The sequence below is a fragment of the Pseudomonas sp. GW821-FHT11D10 genome (assembly GCF_058808435.1).
In genome coordinates, this window is the sequence record NZ_JBXARR010000001.1 from 1,253,566 (window position 1) to 1,278,805 (window position 25,240).

Here is a 25,240-nt window from a genome sequence, read left to right on the forward strand (position 1 = left end):
CGGGGCTTTTTTTGCGTCTAGGAAAAGATCGTTAGCCTGCTTCCTTTTAGTCCAGCGCCACGCCATGATGCGAACTCTCCCACCGCCGCCCGCGAACGAGTCCTCATGTCTGCGCAGCAACAGCCACCGCAAAGCTCCATGGCGATCACCCTGCAGATCGTCTCCATCGTTTTCTATACCTTTATTGCCTTCCTCTGCATCGGCCTGCCGATTGCGGTGCTGCCCGGCTACGTGCACGAACAACTGGGTTTCAGCGCCGTGATCGCGGGGCTGGTGATCGGTTCGCAATACCTGGCCACCCTGCTCAGCCGGCCAATGGCCGGGCGCATGTCGGACACCATCGGCACCAAGCGGGCGATTGTGTATGGCTTGTCGGGGATTGTGCTCAGCGGTGTGCTGACGCTGGTTTCGACACTACTACAGAGCTTGCCGTTGTTGAGCCTGTCGATCCTGATCGTCGGTCGCCTGCTGCTGGGGATCGCCCAAGGCCTGATCGGCGTCGGCACCATCAGTTGGTGCATGGGCCAGGTCGGTGCCGAACACACCGCGCGCTCGATTTCCTGGAACGGCATCGCGTCCTATGGCGCGATTGCCATTGGCGCGCCGTTGGGCGTGGTGATGGTCGCCGACTATGGTTTCGAAAGCCTTGGCATTGCGTTGTCGCTGCTCGCGGCCGGCGCTTTGCTGCTGATCCGCAACAAGCCGTCGGTGCCGGTGGTGCGCGGTGAACGGCTGCCGTTCTGGGCGGTGTTCGGGCGGATTGCACCGTTCGGCACCAGTCTGAGTCTGGCGTCGATTGGTTACGGCACGCTGACCACGTTCATCACCCTGTATTACCTCAATCGCGGCTGGACCGGTGCGGCGTACTGCCTGACCGTGTTCGGCGTGTGTTTCATTCTGTCGCGGTTGCTGTTCATTTCGGCCATCGGGCGTTTCGGTGGATTCACCTCGGCGATTGCCTGCATGACCATCGAAACCGTCGGCCTGGTCATGCTGTGGCTGGCGCCCTCGACCGCGTATGCCTTGATCGGCGCGGGTCTGGCGGGGTTCGGTCTGTCGCTGGTGTACCCGGCGTTAGGCGTCGAAGCGATCAAGCAAGTGCCCAACTCCAGTCGCGGTGCCGGGCTGAGTGCTTACGCAGTGTTTTTCGATCTGGCACTGGCGATTGCCGGGCCGTTGATGGGCGCAGTGGCACTGAATCTGGGCTATTCGTGGATTTTCTTCAGTGCGGCGGTGCTGTCCGTGACCGGACTGGGATTGACCTTGCTGCTCAAACGCCGGGCAATGGCGTGAACCCTCACTGATCCGCCGTCTGCATCCCCGCGCGGGTCGGCCTGCCCAAGGCATGGGAGAAGAACCGCCCGGCCTCGGAAATCAGGTTGCGGTGAATGTCTTCGCGGTCCACACCATCGGCATCGGTGCACAGCGCCGGCATGGCGAGGATCTGCTCTTCGGTGCACGGCGCCATGAACACGAAGTGCCCTGCCCCGGCCAGCAGCTTGAAATCGGGCGCAGTCGGCAGTTTGCGCGCCAGGGCGGCTGCGTTCTTGTCGAAGGCCACCAGTTTGTCGCCGTCGCCGCTGTAGAGCAGCACCGGCACATGCACATCGGCGAGAGTGTGACGGCCGAATTTCAGACTAAGCGGGGCCATCAGCAACAACGCATGCACGCGCGGATCGGCCACCGGTTGCAGATCGTCGCGGTCGACAATCAACTCACCCTGGGTGTTGCAGGCGTCGCGGTCGTCCGGGCGCTCCTGGCAGTAACGGCGCAGGCGATCAAGATCAGGCTGTGCGCCGGACAGAATCAACGCCGTTTCGCCGCCCGCCGAATAGCCGATCACGCCAACCTGCTCGGCGTTCACGTACGGCGCGAGCATACGGTCGCCCAGCGTGGCGGTTATGGCTTCGGAAATCTGGATCGGCCGACCGTAAAGGTTGCTCAGTGTGCCAAGACGACTGTGATCCTTGGAGTTGTCGCCGGGGTGAATCACCGCCACCACTACAAAGCCCTTGCGTGCCAATGACGTGGCCAGATCGTGCAGCGCCAGTGGTGTGCCGGTGTTGCCGTGGGACAGCATCAGCATCGGGAAGCGGCCGATGGCGACTTTGGTGTCTTCGCCGGCCTCGACCGAATAGCCTTCGAGCAGGCTCATGTGTTCGCGGTCGCTGGAGGGATAGAAAGCGATGGCACGCATCGGTTGCAGGTCGAGCGGGTCGAGGAACGTCATCTCGTGATAGCCGACGCTCCAGCGCGGGTGCTGCCCGGGCGCAGCGTGCACTGAATTCAGGCTGCCGAGCAGGCAAATCAGTAACGCTGCACAAAGACGCATCATGGGATGCCCCACCCTGTTGTTACTCAATCGAAAGATCCGTTGTGTTCGACGCCCGAAATTCCGAGGTTCGGTGATCCGGCGCGGCGTTGCACTCAGACGTTGATCATCAGACTGCATAACCCGGGCCAGATTATGTAACAGTCAGAAACAAAAAACTCCGTATCTGGCCCTTGCGGAACCAGAATACAGAGTTTTTTAAAGGATTACCTGAACGCGAGCTGCGCTTTACGCAAGCCTTACGCAGCGGCGAACAGTTGCTCGCTGATCTTCGCCTGAGCAGCGCTCATGGCGTTGTTGCGCACTTCTTCACCGTAGGCCAGGCCTTCAGCACGCACGACTTCGATGTCGGTGATGCCGAGGAAGCCGAACACCAGCTTCAGGTAGTCTTCGTGCGCGACGCCCGAAGCCTGACCGGCGTGGATACCGCCAGCGGTGGACACGATCACGACTTTCTTGCCACCGCACAGGCCTTCAGGGCCGGCTTCGGTGTAACGGAAGGTCTGGCCGGCGACGGCGATGCGGTCGATCCAGGCTTTGAGCTGGGTCGGCACGGTGAAGTTGTACATCGGCGCAGCGACGACGATGGCGTCGGCGGCGATGAATTCGGCCAGGGTGGTGGCGCTCAGTTCGGCTTCGTGCTGTTGGGCGGCGTTGCGCAGTTCAGCGGTGGTGCCAGCAGCCACCAGAGTGGTCGACGAGAAGTGGCTGATGGCGTCGGCGGCCAGGTCGCGGTAGGTCACGACAGCGCTTGGTTCGGCGGCTTGCCAGGCTTGAGTCACTTGACTGCTCAGCTGACGGGAAGCGGAGTTGTCGCCCAGAATGCTCGAATCGATGTGCAGCAGTTTCATGTGGAATCTCCTGGAATGAATCGCCGGTGGCGACGGAATGGAGACAATCCTACCGACGAAACCAATAGCTGATTAGACGGCAACAATGCGATAGTTCGTCCCACTGATAGAACAGTCGGATTTCCAGATGCAAGACCTCAACGATCTCTACTATTTCGCCAAAGTGGTCGAGGCCGGCGGATTCGCCGCCGCCGGCCGCTTGCTGGGCATTCCCAAGTCACGCCTTTCGCGGCGCATTGCCGAGCTGGAGGAACGCCTCGGCGCACGTTTGCTGCAACGCACCACTCGCCAATTGAAGCTGACGGCGGTCGGCGAACGCTATCTGCGTCACTGTCAGGCAATGCTGCTGGAAGCGGAAATGGCCGACGAGACGGTCGCCAGCATGTCCAGCGAGCCTCGCGGACGCCTGCGGGTTTCGAGCCCTACCGGGCTGGCTCATGAAATGCTGCCGGTGGTGATCAGCAATTTCCTGGGAAAATACCCTCAGGTGCAGCTGGAAGTGACCCTGATCAATCGTCGGGTCGACCTGATTACCGAAGGCATCGACGTGGCCCTGCGCGTGCGCGAACACGGCAATGAAGAGCCGATGCTGGTGACCCGCCGCCTGCGGCAGGCGCAAATGGTGGTGGTAGCAAGCCCTTCCTTTATACAGGGCGTGGAAATCAATCATCCGCAGGACCTGAAGAACCTGCCGGTGCTGGGCGCGCTGGAAGCCGATCGCATGGTGCATGTGCGCCTGCTCGATCAGCACGGCAAGAGTTGCGACCTCGCGCTGGAGGCACGACTGGGGATCGACGATTTCATCGTGCGCAAGGCCTGTGTACTGGCCGGTCAAGGTTTTACCCTGTTGCCGATGATGTATTGCGAAGCGGAACTGAATAGCGGCACGCTGGTGCAATTGCTGCCGGACTGGTCACTGCCCGGCGGCTGGCTGCAAGCGGTGTATCCGCATCGGCGCGGGGTGATGCCGGCGGTGCGCGCGTGGATCGATCATCTGGTCGAATCGTTCAATGCCTGTGGAGAGCGGCTGTTATGAAACAAGGAAAGATGAGCGAGCAGGATGTCGCGGATTTCTGTCTGGCCTTGCCCGGCGCCCGGGAGGACTACAAATGGGGTGGCGTGCGGGTGTTTTCGATTGCCGGCAACAAGATGTTTGCCTTGCAGGGATTGCGCGGTGATTCGCTGGCTTTCAAGGTCGACAAGGACCTGTTTCTCGGTCATTGCGACCGGCCGGGCATTCACCCGGCGCCGTATCTGGCCCGGGCGCAATGGATCATCATGCACCCGCCCTACCCGCTGGGCGCCGAGGAACTGCAAGGGTTGCTGCAGCGTTCCCATCAACTGGTGGTGAGCAAGCTACCCAAGCGCGTGCAGGTCGGGCTGTTGCTCTAAAACAGCGCCAGCAGGTTCGAACCGAGGAACAGTTGATCGATCCAGAACACCTGGTGCAACGCCACGATCATCCAGAACAACACCTGAAACGACACCTTGCGCGTCTTGTGGCGGAAAACCTGTTGGGCGATCAACGCGCCCGGCCAGCCGCCGGCCAGTTCCACCGCGTGCAGGATGTTCTCCGGTGTGCGCCAGGCGTCGGCGCGGGCCTTGCGCTTGTCCGCCCAGTACAGGAAAAACGTCAGCACGCTGACCAACCCGTAAGCCGTCAGCGGTACCAGGGAAATCCCGCGCAGCCACATCGACAGCGAGCCGAACAACGGCAACGCGCAGACGATCAGCAGCACCACCAGCTTCAATTTCAGATGCTGAATATTGCCACCGGAAGGCCCGCGATCCGGGCGGCGTGCGCGGGAATCACTCATGGCTTGGCCGCCGTCCAGTCAACCCAGCCGAACTGCCAGGTCGCCAGAATCACCAGACCGAAGACGATCCGGTACCAGGCGAACGCCGCGTAGCTGTGGCTGCCGATGAATTTGAGAAGGCCGCGCACCGCGATCATGGCGAATATGAACGCCGTGACGAAACCGATGGCGAACACCGGAAAGTCGGCCGGAACGAACAGGTCACGATACTTGTAGCCCGAATACACCGCCGCACCGACCATGGTCGGCATCGCCAGGAAGAACGAGAACTCGGTGGCGGTCTTGCGCGACAGGCCGAACAACAGGCCGCCGATGATGGTCGAGCCGGAACGCGAAGTGCCGGGGATCATCGCCAGGCACTGGGCGAAGCCGATCTTCAGTGCGTCTGTCCAGCGAATCTCGTCGACCGTTTCGGCGTGCACTTCATGCTGACGCTGCTCGGCCCACAACATTACGATCCCGCCCACCACCAGCGCGGCGGCCACGGTGATCGGGTTGAACAGGTAATGGTGAATCAGGTCGGCGAAGATTACCCCCAAAACCACGGCGGGCAGGAAGGCGATCAGCAGGTTGGCGGTGAAACGCCGCGCACTCGGCTGGGTCGGCAGACCGATGACCACGTCGAGGATCTTGCGGCGAAATTCCCAGACCACCGCGAGAATCGCGCCGAGCTGGATGATGATGTTGAACGCCATGGCCCGCTCGCCTCCGAAATCGAGCAAGTCGGCAACAATGATCTGGTGTCCGGTACTGGAAATGGGCAAAAACTCCGTCAGCCCCTCTACAACTCCAAGAATCAGTGCCTGCAAGGCCGTCCAAAGATCCATCAATCCCCCAAAGAGCGATGCCCGGCGGCATGCCCCGATAGTATTTTTTTACGTTCACTGCGATCAGCGTAGCTGTACCGATTCCGCACGCACAGGATCCACACGAAACAGTCAAAATTCCGTGAAAAATCAATTTGGATTCAGGTTTTCACGCGCGGCGCCGAAATCCTAACAGACAAGCCGTAATAGCGCTGCCGCGTTATACGACTTGGGTCGCGTATGCCCGGTCACCGAAACGTGGTTGGATGCTGGCGGTGGTTTATTACAAGAAAAAGAATCCGGAGTGACAGCGTTATGAACAGCTTGCGCAGTGTGTCGATCAGCCGACGCTTGTGGCTCATCTTGATTGTGGCAGTGGTCATGCTGCTGACGTTGGGCGTGTTGATGCTCAAGCAGATCCACGATGACCTTTACCACGCCAAGGCCCAGAAAACCCAGCATGTGGTGCAGACCGCCAGCGGTTTGCTGACTTACTACCAGGGCCTCGAAGCGGCAGGCACCCTGACCCGCGACGTGGCGCAGAAACAGGCGCTGACTGCGATCCGTGGCCTGCGCTATGACCAGAACGATTACTTCTGGATCAACGACCTCACCCCCGTGATGGTCATGCACCCGACCAATCCCAAGCTTGAAGGCCAGAACCTCTCGGCGATCCGCGACCCGGACGGCTTTGCGGTGTTCAACGAAATGGTCGCCATCGCCAAGGCCAAGGGCGCCGGGATGGTCGACTATCGTTGGCCCAAACCCGGCGCCAGTGAGCCGGTGGCCAAGACTTCCTACGTGAAACTGTTCGAGCCTTGGGGCTGGGTCATCGGCTCGGGCGTGTACGTCGATGACGTGCAGGTGGAGTTTCAGGGCCAGGTGATCAAGGCGTCCGTGGTCGGGCTGGTCATCGCGGTGATCATGGCGCTGCTGGTGATCCTGATTGCCCGCAGCATCGTTCGTCCGTTGCAGGAAACCGTGAACGCCATGGCCAACATCGCCAGCGGCGAAAGCGATCTGACCCGCAGCCTCGACACCCACGGCCAGGACGAAGTCACTCAACTGGCCCATCACTTCAATGCCTTCACCGCCAAGCTGCGCCGGGTGATCGGTGACTTGCAGGTGTCCGCCAGCGCATTGGGCCAATCGTCCAGCGAACTGGGCAACGACGCGACCCAAGCCCAGCAACGCAGCCAGCAGCAGTCGCAGCAGATGGAACTGGTGGCCACCGCCGTCAACGAAGTGACCTACGGCGTGCAGGACGTAGCGAAGAACGCCGAACACGCGGCCAGCGAAATGCGTGACGCGGAGGCTCAGGCCCAGCAAGGTCAGATCAACATCGACGGCAGCCTGCAACAGATCGACAAGCTCTCCGGCACCATCGATCAGGCCGTGGAAGTCATCCGCACGCTGGCGACCGAAAGCACGCAGATCGGCAGCGTGCTGGAAGTGATCCGCTCGATTGCCGAGCAGACCAACCTGCTGGCTCTGAACGCCGCGATTGAAGCGGCTCGCGCTGGCGAACAGGGGCGCGGGTTTGCGGTGGTGGCTGACGAAGTGCGTTTGCTGGCTCAGCGCACGCAGAAGTCCACGGCGGAAATCCAGACCATGATCGAACGTCTGCAAAACCATTCCGAAGCCGCGGTGAAGGTGATCGGCGACAGCAGCAAGGCCTCGCAACTGACCATCGAGCAAGCGGGTCTGGCCAGCGCCAGCCTGAACGCGATCGGCCAGGCCCTGCGCAACCTCAATGGCCTGAACGCCTCGATCGCCAGCGCAACGCTGCAGCAGGCGCATGTGGTCGAGGACATCAATCAGAACGTCACCCAGGCGGCGGGCCTGTCCCACAGCACCGCGCTGGCGGCCGAACAGTCGAGCGTGGCCAGCGTGCGCCTGGGCCAACTCAGCGAACAGTTGAACGGTTTGCTGCGCCAGTTCCGCGTCTGATCGCCCTTTCAGGTGGGAACTCGTTTCCCACCTGTTTTTCGGTACAATCCGCCCCCTCTTTTATTCCCCCCAAGGATCCTGCATGTCCGGGCTTGAACTGTTTGCGGCCGCCCTCGGTGTGATCGCCGTGTGGCTCACGGTCAAACAGAATCCGTGGTGCTGGCCGATCGGGCTGGTCATGGTGTCGCTCTACACCTGGGTGTTCTTCGAGGTGAAGCTGTATTCGGACATGCTGCTGCAGGTGGTTTATGCCGGGCTGCAAATCTATGGCTGGTGGCAATGGACGCGGGCCGGGACGATGCATGACGGGCGCGAGGTCAGCCTGCTCGACTCTCGTTCGATTTTGCAGGGACTGGCCATCGGCGCGGTCGGCAGTCTGCTGCTGGGCGCGGCCATGGCTCACTGGACGGACGCGGCGCAACCGTGGCTCGACGCGGCGCTGACCGGTTTCAGCCTCGTCGCGCAATACTGGATGGCGCACAAACGCCTGCAATGCTGGGCGCTGTGGTTCGTGCTGGATGTGATCTTCGTCGGGCTGTTTCTCTATAAAGGGCTGTACCTCACGGCGGCGCTGTATGCCCTGTTCACCCTGATCGCGGTGCAAGGCTGGCGCGAATGGCGTGCCGATCCGGCGTTGCAACGATGAAAGTCATCGTTCTGACCGGCCCCGAATCCACGGGCAAGAGCTGGCTGGCGGCCGGAATCCAACAGCAGTTCGGCGGTTTGCGGGTGGACGAATATGTGCGCTGGTTTATCGAGCGGAACCCTCGTGATACCTGCCTCGCCGACATTCCCGAAATCGCTCGCGGCCAGTTGCAATGGGAGGACGAGGCACGCGCGCAGCAGCCGCGACTGCTGATTCTCGATACGCATCTGTTGAGCAACATCCTGTGGAGCCAGACCTTGTTCGGCGACTGCCCGCTCTGGCTGGAAACCGAATTGCTGGCCCGTCATTACGACTTGCACCTGCTGCTCTCCCCCGAGCAGATCGAATGGACGGACGATGGTCAGCGTTGCCAGCCCGACTTGAGTGAACGGCTCGCGTTTTATCAGGCCACTCGAACCTGGCTCCAAACCCATCACCAGCCCTTGCAGATCATTCAGGGCAGCTGGGCCGAACGCCAGCAGCAAGCCTTCGACGCGGTTCGCGCCCTGCTCGCGGACTGACCCGGTTTTCGGGGCGTTTGCCCCGGCGTCTCCCCTGTTTTGGGGCCAAAGTGTCCGTTCCTGAAACACTCGCGCGAGTGCAAAGGGCCCGTCTCAGCGGCCTTCATCCCATTGTCATCGGACTTGTTAAGCGGTTGAAACACTGCCCTGCAAACCCTTGTTCCAGAGCTTTGCAATGGCTGTGGGGGGCCGAGAAGGCCCTGGCCTGTTTCAACGTTGAAACAGTATTTGTATCAGCCCTGCGCTATTCCAACCCAAGGCACTGAAATACAAAGACATTTGAAAAACGGCACAGCTTTCGCTCTCTCCTTCACAACGCTGAACAGGCTCAGCCCACTGAAGAAGGAATTGCCGTCGTGGGGAATATCAATAAAGCCTTTACCTGCCTTCTGCTGATCGGATCAGCTGCCAGCACTTTCCTCAGTTTCAACGTTCAGGCCGAAGGCAATGGCGTGATCGTACTCAATCGTGATGTCCAGCCGATCCCGATCGGCCGCAGCGGCGGCAAAGATCCCTACCCGACGACCGTCAATGCCAACCCGGCCGGGCGCATCGATAGCGCCATGACCAGCACTGAGCTCAACGACGGTGAATTTGCCAGTGTAGCCAGTGGTTCCTCGATTCGCGGCAGCATGGTGACGCCCAATTCCGGCGTGCCCGGACTGAACACCCTGACCAACCCGAACGGCATGCCAGGCATGAGCGCCGGTCACGGCGGCGGCTCCGGCGGTGCGATCTCCAATACCGTCAACCGTGCCATGAGCACCGGCCTTGCTCCGTTGACCCGCATGGCTGGAGGCCAATGAGATGAATCGTTCCCTGCTTCTGCTTGCCCTGTTCGGCTGTGCCAGCGCCATGGCGGCCGGCCCCAGTTCTGTGGACAACGCGAACATTCAAGATACCGGCATTCAGTACCGCGGCAATTACAACGTCAACCAGGCCGCCGGCGACCAAATGCAACAGACCAACACCAAGGCCATCGCAATTGGCACCGACGCCAGCGCAACCACCAGCGTCATCCAGCGAATCAATACACCGGCCGACCGCTCTGTAAATGCGAGCGCGAATATCGGCGGCAACTCCTTCACCAATGGCAACGGAATCCTGGGCGTGAACCAGGGCGCCGGGGCCAACAACCAGATGGCCAACGTAACGCGCGTCAGCATCAGTGCCGGCCCGCAGAGCGTTGACGATAGCGCCCTTTCCCAACAGAACGTGGCGTTGTTACCGAGCTCAGGAGCAACTGGCACCTCACCCGGCAGTCGCCAGGTCACGACAAGTGATCAGGCCTTCACCGGCAGCCGAGGGGTAATCCAGGTGAACCAGAGTGCCGGGGTGGGGAACCGAATGGCTAACACCCTGAGCATCCGGGTCGCAGACTGACCCAAATAAAAAGCAGTGCAATTAGAAAGTACCAACACTTAACCAACTAATAAGCACGGAGAAACACCATGAAACCTACAATGGCCCTCAAACCACTGGTTTTCGCACTCGCAGCAGTGATGGCAATCGCAGCACAGGCAGGCGGTCGTGATGATAATAATCACGGTCATGGTAACGGGCACGGCAACGGTCATGGCAACCATGAACCAAAAGGCCCAACCCTGGAACAACTGCTGCAAATCGGCGCTGGCGCCGGTGCCGCAGTGCTCGATGTCCAAAACAGCCAAGGCAACGACGTCCTGAACCAAGGGACCAAAAACGACGCCCAGATCAGCAACTCCGCGAACGGTGGCAATGGCAACCTCGGCATGAACAACGCCGCGGGCGATGGCAACCAACAAGACAACGCGGCTGCTCTGGCCACGGCTGACGAAAGCTTTATCTTCGGCACCGCGGTTGCGGTTTCCAGCGCAACTCAGGTCAACAACGCCAACACTGTCTATAACTACTCAAGCACTGCCAATGCCAACATGAACAATGTCGGCAACGGTGGATCCGGCAACATCGGCGTGAACAACGCTGCCGGCGACTTCAACCAACAGAAAAACAACCTGGCAATCGCTGTATCCGGTGGTCGTGTAGCTAACGCAGCAGCCGCTGCCAACCAAAGCTCCACTGGCTTGAGTGTTTCCAACTACGGCACCGTGGTTAACAAAAAAGAAACCCTCACTGGTACTGTCAACGCCGTCGGCGCGTTCGTGGCCGCAGGCACTGCAACCACCAAAGATGACGATCACGGTCACGGCGGTGGCGGCTATGGCAACAACGACCGGGGCCATGGCGGTAACGGCGGCGGCAAAGATCAGAAATCTGACTTCGTAGCCGTGGGTGTATTCGGTCTGGCTGGCGTGACCACTCAACAAGTGCTGACTCCAGACGGCTGGAAAAACCCAGTTACCAACACTGCCAACATGAGCAATGTCGGCAACAACTTCAACGGCAACGCTGGCTTCAACAACGCTGCTGGTGTCGGCAACCAACAAAGCAACTCGCTGTCCATCGCCGCAGGTTGCAAAGCCTGCCTGTAATCGCGATCGAAACGAAAGCCCCGGAAACGGGGCTTTTCCTCAGTCCGCAAAGGCGTATCGATCATGCGTAAGACTGCCCTCCTCGCTCTGCTTTGCTTCTGTGGCCTGACCCAGGCTGCCCAGATGCCCGTTGCTGCCTTGCCTGGCGGCACGCTTGTCTACAAGAACGTGCAAAGCATCCGTGAGCGCAAGTTTGCCGACATCGTCGAACAGAAAACCGATTTCAGCTGCGGCGCCGCCGCACTGGCGACGGTATTGCGCCAGGCCTATTGGCTCGACGTCGATGAAGAGCACATCATCAAAGGCATGCTGGTCAACGCTGACCAGGACCTTGTTCGTACTCAGGGTTTTTCCATGCTGGACATGAAGCGCTACATAGAAAGCATCGGCATGCGCGCCAGGGGCTACAAGATTCCCCGGGAAAAACTTGACGCAGTCACGATCCCGGTGGTGGTACTGATGGAAATTCGCGGCTACAAGCATTTCGTGGTGATGCAGCGGGCGGACAAGGATTGGGTTTACATCGGAGACCCGGTTTTAGGACACAAACGCTACTCCCATGATGACTTTGTCAAAGGTTGGAACGGCATTGTCTTTGCCATCGTCGGCCCCGGATACGACAAGACCAATGCATTACGCAGTCCTCCGACACCGCTGACGGCCAAAAACAAGCTGGATGGATTCAACCCGGTCAAAGATGCTGAATTGATGGACTTCGGGTTCATACAGAGCGACTTCTTTTAATCGCCGATTACAAGAGTGGGGCTGGATGTCCCGGGAGCAGCAGATGAAAACCTCATACTGGCTGGCCGCCGCCTGCCTGGCAGCGAGCGCGTCAGGCTATGCCAATGCAGGATTCAAACCCATCGAAATCAAGGACCAGGAGCTCGCTGAGCTACGCGGTCGCTACGTTATGCCGGGCCGGATCATCAGCTTCGGTGTCGTCATGAGCAGTACCTGGCGCAACGCCAGTGGAGATCTGATCGGGGCCTCGGCCACGATGCAATTGCAGGCAGCTTCGGTAAAACCTGAATTCTACGTCTCGACCATCAAGGAACACGGCAATGGCAGTACCCCGGAACTGGGGACTGGCTCGGTCGTGGGTGGCGCGGGACTCAACTCCAGCCAGGGCGTGACGCAGAGTGTGCGCGCCGCTGGCGACGGCAACTCCGCCTACAACAACGTTGCGATCAACGTCAAAGAAGCCAGTCAGGCACCTGCCCTGATGCCCGCCCAGGGCCAGGCCTTGATGGCCGGCCAGACCATTTCCGGCAGCAACGGTGCCGGCAGCGTCGCGGTTTCAGCCACAAATGGCGGTGTGCAAATGGCCATTCAGGCCTCCGGCAATCAGGGTACAGCCTTGCAACAGGTCGCCCAAGGCGGATTGCTGCAAAACACCCGCTTGCTGGGTAACGCGAACGTAGTCAACAACCTGACACAACTCAACGTTGTCCTTAACAATAACGGCATGACTGCCGGCGCACTGGACTGCAACCTGACTCAACTCAGGGCACTACGCAACATCGGATATTGAACTACGCTGAGTCTCGATCATTGGGCTTAAAGGGACGGCTTATTCATGTATCGATCAGTATCACTGCGTGCCGCTGTATGTTTGAGTACTCTTCTACCCGCGGCGATGTTGCAAGCAGCACCCGATGCGGATGTAGAAGCCCTGAAACAGGAACTTCTGGAGCTTAAGCAACGATACGAAGTGCAGCAAAAGGCCCTGGCGGTGCTCGAACAGCGGGTCCGCCAGGTCGAAGAACAACCCGCCTCCCCACCCCCAAAACGCCTGGCCAAATCGCCTTCGGACATGAAAGGCAACCGGGTAGCCACCGGCACCGGGGCTGCGGCAGCGTCGGGGGGCGCCGCCGGGGGCAGCGGCGCATCCTATGGCCAATCGCTGGCCGACGATTCGCAACCGGCACAGAGCGTGTCCAATCTGTACGACGAAGCCAGCGGCTTCTTTGGCGGCGGCAAGTTCAGCTTTGAAACCGGCGTGACCTACTCACGCTACGACACCCGCCAACTGATCCTCAACGGCTTCCTCGCCCTGGACTCGATCTTTCTGGGCAACATCAACCTCGACCGGATCAAGGCCGACACCTGGACCCTCGACCTGACGGGCCGCTACAACTTTGACAACCGCTGGCAGTTCGACCTGAACGTGCCGGTGGTCTACCGTGAATCGACCTATCAGTCCGGCGGCGGCAACGGAGGCGCCTCCAACGTCACCACCGAACAGGACGTAAGCCGCGACCCGACTATCGGCGACGTCAACTTCGGCATTGCTTACAAGTTCCTGGACGAGTCGGTCAACACCCCGGACGCCGTGGTTTCCTTGCGGGTCAAGGCGCCTACGGGCAAGGATCCGTTCGGTATCAAACTGCGCCAGACCGATGCCAATTCGAACCTGTTCGTGCCTGACACCCTGCCCACCGGCAACGGCGTCTGGTCGATCACCCCGGGCATCTCGCTGGTCAAGACGTTTGACCCGGCCGTGTTGTTCGGCAGCCTGTCCTACACCCATAACTTCGAGGAATCGTTCGACGACATCAGTTCGACCGTCAACCAGAAAAACCCGGGCAAGGTACGCATCGGCGACAGCTTCCAGATTGGCGCGGGTGTTGCCTTCGCACTGAACGAGAAGATGAGTATGTCGTTCTCCGTATCCGACCTGGTGCAACGCAAGAGCAAGCTGAAACAGGATGGCGGGGATTGGGAATCGGTGGTGTCCAGCGACGCCAACGCCGGTTACTTCAACGTCGGCATGACCATCGCGGCCACCGACAACCTGACCATCGTGCCCAACCTGTCCATCGGCATGACCGACGATGCCCCGGACTTTTCCTTCAGCCTGAAATTCCCTTACTACTTCTAAACGTCGACACAATGAACGCAACATCATAAAAAGGCCCGCTGCGACTTGCATCGCAGCGGGCCTTTTCAGCTTCCTGTCTTCAGGAAGCACCGCGCCCTAGCGGATCTGGTGCTTGTGCAGCAAACGGTAGAAAGTCGGCCGGGAAACCCCCAGCACTTTGGCGGCAACGCTGAGATTGTCGCTGTGCCGGTTCAATACATCACACAACGCCTGGCGTTCGGCGCGGGTCTTGTAGTCTTCGAGCGTGCCCATCGGTGCGGCGATCGACTGCTGGCTGATCAGCCCCAGATCACGGGCCTCGATCTGTCGCCCTTCGGCCAGCACCAGCCCCCTGCGCACGCGGTTGGCCAGTTCGCGGACATTGCCCGGCCAGTCGTGCTTGCCCATGGCGATCAGCGCGTCTTCACTGAAGCTGCGCGGACGGCGGCCGGTTTCATGGCTGTAGAAGTGGGAAAAGTGGTTGGCCAGCATCGACAGATCGCCGTGGCGCTCGCGTAACGGCGCGGTCACCACCTGCAGCACATTGAGCCGGTAGTACAAGTCCTCACGAAAGCGCTTCTTCTCGATCGCCGCCTCAAGGTCGACGTGCGTTGCCGCCAACACCCGCACATCCACCGGGATCGGTTGACTGCCGCCGACCCGTTCAATGTGTTTTTCCTGAAGGAAACGCAACAGATTGGCTTGCAGTTCCAGCGGCAGATCGCCGATTTCATCGAGAAACAAGGTGCCGCCATTGGCCGCTTCGATACGTCCGACCTTGCGCTGATGGGCGCCGGTGAAAGCCCCCTTCTCATGACCGAACAGTTCGGACTGGATCAAATGCTCGGGAATCGCCCCGCAGTTGATCGCCACAAACGGCTTGCTGTGGCGTTGCGACTGCCGGTGGAGGGTACGGGCCACCAGTTCTTTACCGGTGCCGCTTTCGCCGCGAATAAGCACTGGCGACTCGGTGGGTGCCAGTTTGCTCAGCAGCTTGCGCAGCTCGCGGATCGGTTTGCTGTCGCCCAACAGCTCGTGTTCCGGCTGATCGACGTGAATCGTGCCCTGACCGCGCAGACGCGCCATGCCGAACGCGCGACCGAGGGTGACCTGCACCCGTGACACGTCGAACGGCAAGGTGTGGAAATCGAAAAACCATTCGCAGACGAAATCGCCGACGTTCTGCAAGCGCAGCACTTCCTGATTCAGCACGGCGATCCATTCGGTGCCACTGCGGCTGATCAGCTCTTTGACGGCTTCGGGACGTTCCAGGTGAAAAGGCTGCAACCGCAACAGGCCGACATCGCAGCTTCGGTCGGCGGCATTCTCCAGGCTACAACTGTCGACGTCCCAACCTACAGCACGTAAACCCGGCAACAATCGGTGACAGTCGTCGCACGGGTCGACGACCAATAAACGTCGTAATGCAGGCGCTTCGCTCATGACTGTTCCTTGGCGCCAAATTTTAGGAAATGATCGTAAAAACAGTCATTTGGCAAACCTGACTGTTACATTAGCAAGAATTTGACGGCGTCTTGTATCGATTGCTTATAGGTGTACAAGTGAAGCAGTTATAAGAACCGGATTTATTAGTTAGCTATCGACTTGATTCTTTCACCAGGCTTTCAAAACCTGTCTGAATATTGAGTGTATGAAAGAAAGTCGAAATTTCTTCAAATTCTGTGTGACCCGCCAGCGGGTTGCGTGCATCAGTACAAGTAACTCGCCGAACGGTAAGCCCAACCGACGGCACATCACTTGATTGGGCACTATAGAGAGAAGATCCCATGACCGCCCCGCTCCGTATCAACGAAGCTCTTTTGATTGCCAACCGCGCATTCAAGCCATTTCAATGCGTCGCCTGGGCCCCACAAGACGGCAATGGCGAACTGAGCCTGACCGTCATTGACCGTACCAACTCCCAGATCGGTCGCACCCAGATTCCGAGCAGCGCCTACTCCGATCCGGCGCAACTTGAATACCTCCTGCAACAAGCCCGCGCCGAATTGAGCGAAGAAGGTTACGCGTTGCAATCCTGGTCGATGCCACACTGATATTTGCGGGTAATGCGGATGACGCTCAAGTCATCCGCCCTCTTCTGTTAGTTGCGAATCTTTTTCCAACTTCAGTTTCTTTGTACAACTTTCCTCAATACTTTCGCACCTGAATGCTTGGCAGGCTTGCGACTGGTTCAAAAAGACACTGTTCTGGCACAGTACGACCCTCCACCTGTTAGTTCTTACAGTTGTACTAGCGCGTATTCAGGGATTGAATGTTTCGCTCATGCAGTTACCCGTTCCGCCTCCGGATATCGGTCGACTCGCAAGGAGAAGCATGCATGTCATCCCAGATCGCGATAGCGCTGCCGACGCTAGCGAATAACGCCGGACAACTCGACAAGACCTTTTCCAGCAACGGCGTGGCACAGGTCTACTTCGCCGGCAGTACGTCCAGTCTGACCCAGAGCGTGGCGCTCGATGCGCAAGGCCGGATTCTGGTCGCCGCCAAGGTGGGCACTGCTCAAGGCAGTCGTTTCGGGCTGGCGCGCCTGCTGGAGGACGGCTCGGCGGATCTTGGGTTCGGTTTTCAAGGCAGCGTGATCGGTCGGTTCGCCGCCGGTTTCGAAGCCACCGGCAGCAAGGTTCAAGTCCTGCCTGACGGGCGGATTCTGCTGGCGGGCCTGCACTACGAATCAGAACATCGCACCCTGCCCGCTTTGGCCCTGTTCGATGCCCAGGGCCGACCCGACCCGGATTTCGGTGACAACGGCCGGCAAGTTGTCCACCTGCCCGGCGACCTGTCCATGGGCACCCGCGACGCCTGGCTCCCGCCGGGCGTTCCAGGCGCCGAAGCCTGCGATTTCGCGGTGCAACCGGACGGGCATATCCTGCTGATCGCAAACCATCACTTCGAACTGGCCGATCACGTCGGCATGCTGATCCGCCTCAAACCCGATGGCAGCCTCGATCCGTCCTTCAACGGTCGCGGGTTCGTCATGGTCCGTCACTTGCTGCTCAATACCTGGCTAGGCGGTCTGCTGCTACAGGACGACGGACGAATCGTGGTAGCCGGCTCCATCGACTTCCCTCAGGAAGGCCTGCTCGCCCGTTACCTGCCGAACGGGCGGCTCGACGAACGTTTTGCAGTGGACGGCTTCCTGGCCTTTAAGGTCCAGGGGCGCAGCGCTCTGGTCAATCAAGTCATCGAATCGGCGGAGCATCTCCATTGCTTTGGGAGCAGTCGCGATCCGATTCGATGCATGGCGTTGTCTGTCCATGGCAACGGTCGCCCCGATCTGCACTGCAACGGTGGTCAGCCGCATTTGTTGGAAATCGGTCCCAGCGGTTGCCAGTGGAGCGCAGCGCAAGCGATGCCGGACGGTCGCACCCTCGCGGTCGGCGCGACCATCGGCGGGGTTGAAGCCGACTTCATCGTCGCCCGCTATCTGGCCAACGGCAGCCTTGATCGAAGCTTCGGTTCCGGTAATGGCTGGTTGCGTACGCGGCTGGGGCGCAGCCTCGATACCGCCACTTCAGTGGCGATACAAACGGATGGCGAAATTCTGGTGGGCGGTTATTCGCTGGATGGCAACTACCGCGCAGTGGTCGCGCGTTATCTGAATCAATGATGCGAACCTTCCTGCACTTGATCTTGCCCATCGCTTACGGCAACTTGCGCGCTTCTTAAAACAAGGAGCAACCGATGTCCGGTTCGATGGCCCAGGCGTTCGCGCACAATTTTCTCGGGCATTCGCCCCGCTGGTACAAGGCGTGCATCGTCGGGTTTCTGATTCTCAACGCGCTGGTGCTGTGGACTGTCGGCCCGGTCGCGGCTGGCTGGTTGCTGGTGATCGAGTTCATTTTCACCCTGGCCATGGCGCTCAAGTGCTACCCGCTGATGCCCGGCGGCTTGCTGCTGATCGAAGCGCTGCTGCTGAAAATGACCACGCCCCAGGCGCTGTATGAAGAGCTGCAGCACAATTTCCCGGTGATTCTGCTGCTGATGTTCATGGTCGCCGGCATCTACTTCATGAAAGACCTGCTGCTGTTCCTGTTCTCGCGTCTGTTGCTGGGCGTGCGTTCGAAGGCGCTCCTGGCCCTGATGTTCTGCTTTTTGTCGGCGTTTCTGTCGGCGTTTCTCGACGCACTGACCGTGACGGCTGTAATCATCAGCGCTGCCGTAGGCTTCTATTCGGTTTACCACCGTGTCGCCTCCGGCAACGATCCGCGCCAGGACAGCGAATTCAGCGATGACCAGCATCTGCCCCAACTGCATCATGAGGACCTGGAACAGTTTCGCGCCTTCCTGCGCAGCCTGTTGATGCACGGCGCAGTCGGCACTGCATTGGGCGGCGTCTGCACCTTGGTGGGTGAACCGCAGAACCTGCTGATCGGCCATGAAATGGGCTGGCACTTCGCCGAGTTTTTCCTGAAAGTCGCGCCGGTTTCCCTGCCGGTTCTGGTCGCGGGACTGGTGACCTGCGTGTTGCTGGAGAAACTGCGCTGGTTCGGCTACGGCACGCTGCTGCCGGACAACGTACGCGCCGTGCTGGCCAACTACGCCGCCGAAGACAACGCCGAGCGCACCCCGCGCCAACGCGCCGCCCTGCTGGTGCAAGGCTGCGCTGCGCTGATCCTGATTGCCGGGCTGGCGTTCCATATCGCGGAAGTCGGCCTGATCGGCCTGATGGTGATCGTGCTGATCACGGCGTTCACCGGCATCACCGATGAGCACCGACTGGGCAGCGCCTTCAAGGACGCCATGCCGTTCACCGCGCTGCTGGTGGTGTTCTTCGCCGTGGTCGCCGTGATTCACGACCAGCAACTGTTCGCGCCGCTGATCCAGTGGGTGCTGGCACTGCCGGCCGATCAGCAGCCGGGAATGCTGTTCATCGCCAACGGCTTGCTGTCGGCGATCAGTGACAACGTGTTCGTGGCCACGATCTACATCACCGAAGTGAAGCAGGCATTCCTGTCCGGCCACATGAGCCGCGAGCATTTCGAGACGCTGGCGATTGCGATCAACACCGGCACCAACCTGCCGAGCGTAGCGACGCCCAATGGTCAGGCCGCGTTCCTGTTTCTGCTGACGTCGGCGATTGCACCGCTGGTGCGCTTGTCCTACGGTCGGATGGTTTGGATGGCGTTGCCCTACACCGTGGTGATGGGATTGCTCGGCTGGTACGCCGTGAGTTACTGGCTGTAGAAACAACAACGGGAGCCATGGGGCTCCCGTTTTTTATGCCTCGATCAGAGCGGCAAGATGTAATTTTCGATAGCCTGCGCCACACCATCCTCGGTGTTCGGCCCGGTCACCACGTCGGCCTGACGCTTCACCGCGTCCTCGGCCTGCCCCATGGCAATCGACAAACCGGCAACATGGAACATCGCCGGATCATTGCCGCCATCGCCAATCGCAGCGGTCTGCGCCAGCGGCACGCCCAGGTGTTCAGCCAGCGTGACCAGCGCCGAGCCCTTGTTGGCCTCGACCGCCGTCACATCCAGGTAAACCGGTTGCGAGCGCGACACCTGCGCCATGCCCTCGACTTTCGGCAGCAACTGCGCCTCCAACTCGATCAGCAGCTCAGTGTTGTTGCTGGTCGCCACGATCTTGTCGATACGCTCCAGATACGGCTCGAAACTCTCCACCACCACTGGCGGATACCCGAGCCCATGCTGCTCACGCGGCACCATCGGCCCGTGCGGGTCCTTGAGCAGCCAGTCGCCACCGCTGAACACCCAGATTTCGACGTCCGGCTGATCGGCGAACAGTGCCAGTGCAGTCAGCGCTGCCGTGGCCGGCAGGTAATGTGCAACCAGAATGCTGCCATCCGGGTTGACGATCGTGCCGCCATTGAACGCCGCCGTCGGCAGATCGACGCCCAGGGCCTCGATCTGCTGCAGCATGGCTTTGGGCGGGCGCCCGGTGGCCAGGCTGAACAGCACGCCCGCCTCGCGCAGCGCACGAACCGCGTCAATCGTGCGCTGGCTCAGGCTGTGATCGGGCAGCAACAGCGTGCCGTCCATGTCACTCAACAGAAAACGGATCGGCTCGCTCATCCGAGACCATGCCAGACGCGACCATCGCGAGTCAGCAGGTCATCGGCGGCTTTCGGCCCGTCTTCGCCGGCGGCATAACTCTGCACGCTCGCGTCCTGTTGCCAGGCGTCGAGGAACGGCTGCACCGCGCGCCAGCCGTTCTCGATGTTGTCAGCGCGCTGGAACAGCGTCTGGTCACCGGTCAGGCAGTCGTAGATCAGGGTTTCGTAGCCGGTGGACGGCTGCATTTCGAAGAAATCCTTGTAGGCGAAACCCAGCTCGATATTGGCCATGTTCAGCGCCGGCCCCGGCCGCTTGGCCAGCAGGTCGAACCACATGCCTTCGTTGGGCTGGATCTGGATACGCAGGTAGGTCGGCTGCAGTTCGTCGACCTCGGTATCCCGGAACTGCGCATACGGCGCCGGTTTGAAGCAGATGACGATCTCGGTGTCGCGCACGCTCATGCGTTTGCCGGTGCGCAGGTAGAACGGCACGCCGACCCAGCGCCAGTTGTCGATCATCACTTTCAGCGCCACGTAGGTTTCCGTGGTGCTGTCGGGCGAGACGTTGTTCTCGTCGCGATAACCGGCCACCGGTTTGCCAGCGACTTCACCGGCGCTGTATTGGCCGCGCACCGAGTTTTCCCGTGCTTCTTCGGTGGTCCAGGGCCGGATCGCACCGACTACCTTGGCCTTCTCGCCCCGCACCGCATCGGCGCCGAACGCCGCCGGCGGCTCCATTGCGACCATGGCCAGCAACTGGAACAGGTGATTGGGCACCATGTCCCGCAGGGCGCCGGTGTGTTCGTAAAAACTGCCACGGGTTTCGACGCCGACGGTTTCGGCGGCGGTGATCTGCACGTGGTCGATGTAGTGATTGTTCCAGAACGCTTCGAACAGGCTGTTGGAGAACCGGCTGACCAGAATGTTCTGCACGGTTTCCTTGCCCAGATAGTGATCGATCCGGTAGATCTGCTTTTCCGACATGACCTTGAGCAGGCAGGCGTTCAACGCCTCGGCGGTCTGCAGGTCGGAGCCGAACGGCTTTTCGATCACCACCCTTCTGAAAGCTTCGGGGGTTTCTTCGAGCAACCCGGCGCTGCCGAGGCGGCGCACCACTTCGCTGAAGAAACGTGGCGCGGTGGCCAGGTAGAACACCGCATTGCCAGTGCCGCTGTCGGCGATTTTCGCCGCCAGGGCTGAATAAGTGCTGTCGTCCAGGAAATCGCCCTGGACGTAGCTGATGCCCTTGGCGAGCTTGGCCCACAAGGCCGGATCAAGCATCTGATCGCCCTTGCCGACTTTCGCCGCCACTTCGGTGCGGATGAAGTCTTCGAGCTTTTGCGCGAAGGCTTCATCGGTGATGGCGTTGTGGTCAACGCCGACGATCCGCAGGCCATCATCCAGCAGGCCGTCGCGACTCAGGTTGTACAGCGCCGGCATGAGCAGGCGCTTGACCAGATCACCGTGGGCGCCGAACAGAAACAGCGTGGTCGGTGGCGCGGGTTCTGCCTTGGATTTCCTGCGGATCGAATGGGTCATTTCTTAGGCGTCTCCACGTGGCCGCCGAAGCCGAAGCGCTGGGCCGAAAGAATCTTGTCGCCGAAAGTGCCCTGGCCGCGCGAGCGGTAGCGCGAGAACAGCGAGTTGGACAGCACCGGCACCGGCACCGCTTGTTCCATGGCCGCTTCGATGGTCCATTGGCCTTCGCCGCTGTCCGCCACGGAGCCCGAGAAACCGTCGAGTTTCGGATCGCTGGCCAAAGCATCGGCAGTCAGGTCGAGAAGCCACGACGACACCACGCTGCCACGACGCCAGACTTCGGCGATGTCGGCCACGTTCAGGTCGAAACGCTGATCTTCCGGCAGACGCTCGCTGGACTTGGTCTTGAGGATGTCGAAACCTTCGGCGAAGGCCGCCATCATCCCGTACTCGATCCCGTTGTGGATCATCTTGACGAAGTGACCGGCACCGGCGGGACCGGCGTGGATGTAGCCGTGCTCGGCACGGTGGTCATCGGACTTGCGGTCCTTGGTGCGCGGGATGTCACCCATGCCCGGCGCCAGCGCGGCGAACAGCGGGTCGAGACGCTTAACGGTCTCGGCATCGCCGCCGATCATCATGCAGTAGCCGCGTTCCAGGCCCCAGACGCCGCCGGAGGTGCCGACGTCGATGTAGTGCAGGCCCTTCTCGGCCAGGGTTTTGGCCCGGCGGATGTCGTCCTTGTAGTTGGTGTTGCCGCCATCGATGATGGTGTCGCCCGCCTCGAGCAGCGAGCTCAGGGTTTCGATGGTGTCTTCAGTCGGTGCGCCGGCCGGCAGCATGACCCACACCGCACGCGGCTTGGCCAGGCCTGCGACCAGTGCAGGCAGGTCGGCGACGCCGGTAGAGCCCTCGGCGGCCAGGGTGTCGACAAAGGCGGTATTGCGGTCGTAAACAACGGTGGTGTGACCGTTGAGCATCAGACGTCGCGCAATATTGCCGCCCATGCGGCCCAGTCCAATAATCCCGAGTTGCATGTGCTGATGCTCCTTACTACAAATAAAAGTGTGTCAAAGGTATAGCCCAACGCGACTAATGGAGGTTAGTCCAGAGCGTCGGGTTGAAGTTTCCGTGCATTGTGCCCGATCCAGACTGATAACGTCTGGAAACGTGCCGAAGACACAACGACCATGAAAAATAAAAAAGTTCCATTCACGAGCAAAAGAAATCAAAATCGGCGCCGATAGCAGGTCAAGGCCCGAAACCGGGGCTGATCTGCAGTTGAGACACGCCATTTGCGAGGTGAGCAATGGGCACAGTACACACAGCAATGCCGCCACAAACCCTGTACGTCACCATCCGTCGCGATGAATTGCGACAGTTGAAAGATGAACGCGATCAGCTCAAGCAGGAACTCGCGCAATTGCGCCTGCTGACCCAGGGCGCCGAGCCACAGTCCTTGCCGCGCGTACAGCGCTCGCCCCACGCCTGATCTCCCCGCCCGCTTCGGGAGCGGCCATTGCCGTTCCCGACATGCTGCACCTCTGGCCTTTTTCGGCAACTAACAAAGTTTTCACATTCGCTTGTTGATACTCCGGCGCATTCTGGCCGTGCGTGTCTGCGCATGGCCTCCGTTCGTCGGGTTCATGCGCCGGTTGCATGAAGCGCCCGGCGGTGGATGTGACGACTGAGCTGGAGTGCTGAATGGCGGTGTTCAAACGCAGCAATACGACTGCGACAGGTTTCGACTGGGCCGGTTTTCTCTGGCTGTTCGTGTTTTTCTGGTACTTCTCCGGTATCACCCAACTGCTGATCCAGTTGACGGGCACCTCAGGGTTCACCGGCTTTCGCCAGGCCTTCGTGATGAGCGCCGTGTGGCTCGCGCCGATGCTGCTGTTCCCCAAACGCACCCGTCTGCTCGCCGCGCTGATCGGCGTGGTGCTGTGGGCCTGCTCGATGGCCAGCCTGGGTTATTTCTTCATCTACCAGCAGGAATTCTCCCAGAGCGTGATCTTCATCATGTTCGAGTCGAACGTGTCCGAAGCCGGCGAGTACATGACCCAGTACTTTGCCTGGTGGATGGTTCCTGCGTTCCTTGCGCACACTGCGTTCGCGTATTTCCTGTGGACCCGCCTGCGTCCGGTGTACCTGCCCCGTGGCCGCGCGTTCGTCGCCGCCATGGCGATTCTGGTGGCCGTGATCGGTTATCCGCTGGTCAAGCAGACAATGCGCACCGGCAGCTTCGAGCAAGGCTTCGAGAAATTCGAAACCCGCATCGAGCCTGCCGTGCCGTGGCAGATGGCCGTGGCTTATCACCGCTATCAGGAAACCCTGGCCGACATGCAGGGCATGCTGCACAGCGCGAGCAAGATCCCGCCGCTGAAAAACCTCAAGGACTCGGGCGCCAACCAGCCGGCGACTCTGGTGCTGGTGATCGGCGAATCCACCAACCGCCAGCGCATGAGCCTCTACGGTTACCCGCGTAAGACCACGCCGGAGCTGGACAAGCTCAAGGATCAGCTGTCGGTGTTCGACAACGTCATCACCCCGCGCCCTTACACCATTGAAGCGCTGCAACAGGTGCTGACGTTCGCCGACGAAGAGAACCCGGACCTGTACCTGTCCACGCCGTCGCTGGTCAGCATGATGAAACAGGCCGGCTACAAGACGTTCTGGATCACCAACCAGCAGACCATGACCAAGCGCAACACCATGCTCACGACGTTCTCCGAACAGGCCGACGAGCAGGTGTACCTGAACAACAACCGCAACCAGAACGCCGCGCAGTACGACGGCGACGTGATCGAGCCGTTCAACAAGGCCCTGGCCGACGCGGCACCGCGCAAGTTGATCGTCGTGCATCTGCTCGGTACGCACATGAGCTACCAGTACCGTTATCCGCCGAGCTTCGACAAGTTCCAGGATCGCAACGGCGTTCCGGCCGGCGTGCGTGACGATCAGGTCCCGACCTACAACAGCTACGACAACGCGGTGCTGTACAACGATTTCGTGGTCTCGAGCCTGATCAAGGACTACGCCAAATCCGATCCGAACGGCTTTTTGCTGTACCTCTCCGACCACGGTGAAGACGTGTTCGACTCGGTGGGCCACAGCACGCTGGGCCGCAACGAAAACAAGCCGACGGCGCCGATGTACACCATTCCGTTCATGGCCTGGGCGTCGCCGAAGTGGCGCGAAAACCACGACTGGAGTTTCGCCGGGGATCTGAGCCGCCCTTACAGCAGCTCGCACCTGATCCATACGTGGGCGGACCTGGCCGGCTTGAGTTTCGATGAACTGGATCGCAGCAAGAGTCTGGTCAGCGACAGCTTCAAGCCGCGTCCGCTGTTGATCGGCAACCCTTACGAACGTGAACAGCGGGCCCTGATCGACTTCAGCCTGATGAAGCCGAAAAAGCCTGCCACGGCGACCACGGAAGTGGTGCTGCAGCAGTAACAAAAAGG

General features: G+C 60.3%; 25 protein-coding genes. 17 read left to right on the plus strand and 8 right to left on the minus strand.

What is annotated here, in order from left to right; genetic code table 11:
• Positions 1-105: 105 nt before the first annotated feature.
• The gene (locus AC1RT4_RS05730; RefSeq protein ID WP_493084199.1) at positions 106-1,293 is read left to right on the plus strand and encodes an MFS transporter; all 1,188 of its coding nucleotides are present in this window, start codon (positions 106-108) and stop codon (positions 1,291-1,293) included.
• A gap of 4 nt (positions 1,294-1,297) precedes the next feature.
• Here the strand turns inward: AC1RT4_RS05730 and AC1RT4_RS05735 are convergent, their stop codons facing one another.
• Together AC1RT4_RS05735 and AC1RT4_RS05740 are read right to left on the minus strand one after the other, a co-directional pair.
• Positions 1,298-2,335 (minus strand): alpha/beta hydrolase family protein, encoded by a 1,038-nt coding sequence (locus tag AC1RT4_RS05735; protein ID WP_007957461.1) that lies wholly within the window; start codon positions 2,333-2,335, stop codon positions 1,298-1,300.
• Between the two features lie 236 nt (positions 2,336-2,571).
• Positions 2,572-3,183, minus strand: a complete 612-nt coding sequence (locus AC1RT4_RS05740) for an FMN-dependent NADH-azoreductase (RefSeq protein ID WP_085745771.1) — start codon at positions 3,181-3,183, stop codon at positions 2,572-2,574.
• Positions 3,184-3,310: 127 nt separating this feature from the next.
• Between AC1RT4_RS05740 and AC1RT4_RS05745 the strand changes: the two genes are divergently transcribed.
• Positions 3,311-4,219 (plus strand): LysR substrate-binding domain-containing protein, encoded by a 909-nt coding sequence (locus AC1RT4_RS05745; protein WP_493084202.1) that lies wholly within the window; start codon positions 3,311-3,313, stop codon positions 4,217-4,219.
• A complete protein-coding gene (locus tag AC1RT4_RS05750; RefSeq protein WP_085745773.1) occupies positions 4,216-4,575 on the plus strand; it encodes an MmcQ/YjbR family DNA-binding protein in 360 nt (119 codons plus the stop codon). The genes AC1RT4_RS05745 and AC1RT4_RS05750 overlap by 4 nt, the downstream gene beginning before the upstream one ends.
• Here the strand turns inward: AC1RT4_RS05750 and AC1RT4_RS05755 are convergent.
• Together AC1RT4_RS05755 and AC1RT4_RS05760 are read right to left on the minus strand one after the other, a co-directional pair.
• Positions 4,572-5,000, minus strand: coding sequence for a DUF1294 domain-containing protein (locus AC1RT4_RS05755; RefSeq protein WP_493084204.1), 429 nt, complete (start codon positions 4,998-5,000; stop codon positions 4,572-4,574). The two genes, AC1RT4_RS05750 and AC1RT4_RS05755, sit on opposite strands and share 4 nt — an antisense overlap.
• Positions 4,997-5,827 carry an undecaprenyl-diphosphate phosphatase gene (locus AC1RT4_RS05760; protein ID WP_262160605.1) on the minus strand — a complete coding sequence of 277 codons (831 nt, stop codon included), beginning with the start codon at positions 5,825-5,827 and terminating at the stop codon, positions 4,997-4,999. The genes AC1RT4_RS05755 and AC1RT4_RS05760 overlap by 4 nt, the downstream gene beginning before the upstream one ends.
• 294 nt (positions 5,828-6,121) lie before the next feature.
• Here AC1RT4_RS05760 and AC1RT4_RS05765 point away from each other — a divergent pair, with 294 nt between their 5' ends.
• The 9 genes from AC1RT4_RS05765 (at position 6,122) to fapF (ending at position 14,278) form a co-directional block, all read left to right on the plus strand.
• The gene (locus tag AC1RT4_RS05765; protein WP_493084206.1) at positions 6,122-7,756 is read left to right on the plus strand and encodes a methyl-accepting chemotaxis protein; all 1,635 of its coding nucleotides are present in this window, start codon (positions 6,122-6,124) and stop codon (positions 7,754-7,756) included.
• Between the two features lie 82 nt (positions 7,757-7,838).
• Positions 7,839-8,402 (plus strand): nicotinamide riboside transporter PnuC, encoded by a 564-nt coding sequence (gene pnuC, locus AC1RT4_RS05770; RefSeq protein ID WP_493084208.1) that lies wholly within the window; start codon positions 7,839-7,841, stop codon positions 8,400-8,402.
• Positions 8,399-8,923 carry an AAA family ATPase gene (locus AC1RT4_RS05775; protein WP_493084210.1) on the plus strand — a complete coding sequence of 175 codons (525 nt, stop codon included), beginning with the start codon at positions 8,399-8,401 and terminating at the stop codon, positions 8,921-8,923. Before pnuC ends, AC1RT4_RS05775 begins: the two co-directional genes overlap by 4 nt.
• Before the next feature lie 356 nt (positions 8,924-9,279).
• Entirely contained in the window at positions 9,280-9,729 is a 450-nt protein-coding gene (fapA, locus tag AC1RT4_RS05780) for a functional amyloid chaperone FapA (RefSeq protein WP_493084212.1), read from the plus strand.
• Position 9,730: 1 nt separating this feature from the next.
• Positions 9,731-10,306, plus strand: coding sequence for a fibril amyloid subunit FapB (gene fapB, locus AC1RT4_RS05785; protein WP_493084214.1), 576 nt, complete (start codon positions 9,731-9,733; stop codon positions 10,304-10,306).
• Between the two features lie 68 nt (positions 10,307-10,374).
• Entirely contained in the window at positions 10,375-11,394 is a 1,020-nt protein-coding gene (fapC, locus tag AC1RT4_RS05790; RefSeq protein ID WP_493084216.1) for an amyloid-like fimbrin subunit FapC, read from the plus strand.
• A gap of 63 nt (positions 11,395-11,457) precedes the next feature.
• Positions 11,458-12,138: a fibril amyloid maturation endopeptidase FapD gene (gene fapD / locus AC1RT4_RS05795; protein WP_108561817.1), complete on the plus strand. Its 681-nt coding sequence runs from the start codon at positions 11,458-11,460 to the stop codon at positions 12,136-12,138.
• A gap of 43 nt (positions 12,139-12,181) precedes the next feature.
• Complete coding sequence (fapE, locus tag AC1RT4_RS05800; RefSeq protein WP_493084218.1) at positions 12,182-12,928, plus strand: fibril amyloid subunit FapE; 747 nt, start codon at positions 12,182-12,184, stop codon at positions 12,926-12,928.
• Positions 12,929-12,973: 45 nt separating this feature from the next.
• Complete coding sequence (gene fapF / locus AC1RT4_RS05805; protein ID WP_085603928.1) at positions 12,974-14,278, plus strand: fibril amyloid transporter FapF; 1,305 nt, start codon at positions 12,974-12,976, stop codon at positions 14,276-14,278.
• A 96-nt stretch (positions 14,279-14,374) separates the two neighbouring features.
• Here fapF and AC1RT4_RS05810 read toward each other — a convergent pair whose 3' ends face one another.
• The gene (locus AC1RT4_RS05810) at positions 14,375-15,700 is read right to left on the minus strand and encodes a sigma-54 dependent transcriptional regulator (RefSeq protein ID WP_007957480.1); all 1,326 of its coding nucleotides are present in this window, start codon (positions 15,698-15,700) and stop codon (positions 14,375-14,377) included.
• A 344-nt stretch (positions 15,701-16,044) separates the two neighbouring features.
• On the opposite strand from AC1RT4_RS05810, the gene AC1RT4_RS05815 reads away from it, so the two are divergent.
• The 3 genes from AC1RT4_RS05815 to nhaB all read left to right on the plus strand — a co-directional run bounded on the left by AC1RT4_RS05815 (position 16,045) and on the right by nhaB (position 19,462).
• Positions 16,045-16,311 (plus strand): hypothetical protein, encoded by a 267-nt coding sequence (locus AC1RT4_RS05815; protein ID WP_007957481.1) that lies wholly within the window; start codon positions 16,045-16,047, stop codon positions 16,309-16,311.
• Positions 16,312-16,595: 284 nt separating this feature from the next.
• Complete coding sequence (locus AC1RT4_RS05820; protein ID WP_493084221.1) at positions 16,596-17,885, plus strand: NHL repeat-containing protein; 1,290 nt, start codon at positions 16,596-16,598, stop codon at positions 17,883-17,885.
• Positions 17,886-17,959: 74 nt separating this feature from the next.
• The gene (gene nhaB, locus AC1RT4_RS05825; RefSeq protein ID WP_493084223.1) at positions 17,960-19,462 is read left to right on the plus strand and encodes a sodium/proton antiporter NhaB; all 1,503 of its coding nucleotides are present in this window, start codon (positions 17,960-17,962) and stop codon (positions 19,460-19,462) included.
• A 44-nt stretch (positions 19,463-19,506) separates the two neighbouring features.
• Here nhaB and AC1RT4_RS05830 read toward each other — a convergent pair whose 3' ends face one another.
• The 3 genes from AC1RT4_RS05830 to gnd are packed head-to-tail and all read right to left on the minus strand — an operon-like array spanning position 19,507 to position 22,813.
• Positions 19,507-20,316 carry an HAD family hydrolase gene (locus AC1RT4_RS05830; RefSeq protein ID WP_493084225.1) on the minus strand — a complete coding sequence of 270 codons (810 nt, stop codon included), beginning with the start codon at positions 20,314-20,316 and terminating at the stop codon, positions 19,507-19,509.
• A complete protein-coding gene (zwf, locus tag AC1RT4_RS05835; protein WP_493084227.1) occupies positions 20,313-21,836 on the minus strand; it encodes a glucose-6-phosphate dehydrogenase in 1,524 nt (507 codons plus the stop codon). The genes AC1RT4_RS05830 and zwf overlap by 4 nt, the downstream gene beginning before the upstream one ends.
• Positions 21,833-22,813: a phosphogluconate dehydrogenase (NAD(+)-dependent, decarboxylating) gene (gnd, locus tag AC1RT4_RS05840; RefSeq protein WP_493084229.1), complete on the minus strand. Its 981-nt coding sequence runs from the start codon at positions 22,811-22,813 to the stop codon at positions 21,833-21,835. Before gnd ends, zwf begins: the two co-directional genes overlap by 4 nt.
• Before the next feature lie 272 nt (positions 22,814-23,085).
• On the opposite strand from gnd, the gene AC1RT4_RS05845 reads away from it, so the two are divergent.
• Complete coding sequence (locus tag AC1RT4_RS05845; RefSeq protein WP_493084231.1) at positions 23,086-23,268, plus strand: DUF6026 family protein; 183 nt, start codon at positions 23,086-23,088, stop codon at positions 23,266-23,268.
• 212 nt (positions 23,269-23,480) lie between these two features.
• A complete protein-coding gene (locus AC1RT4_RS05850; protein WP_493084233.1) occupies positions 23,481-25,232 on the plus strand; it encodes a phosphoethanolamine transferase CptA in 1,752 nt (583 codons plus the stop codon).
• Positions 25,233-25,240: the final 8 nt, after the last annotated feature.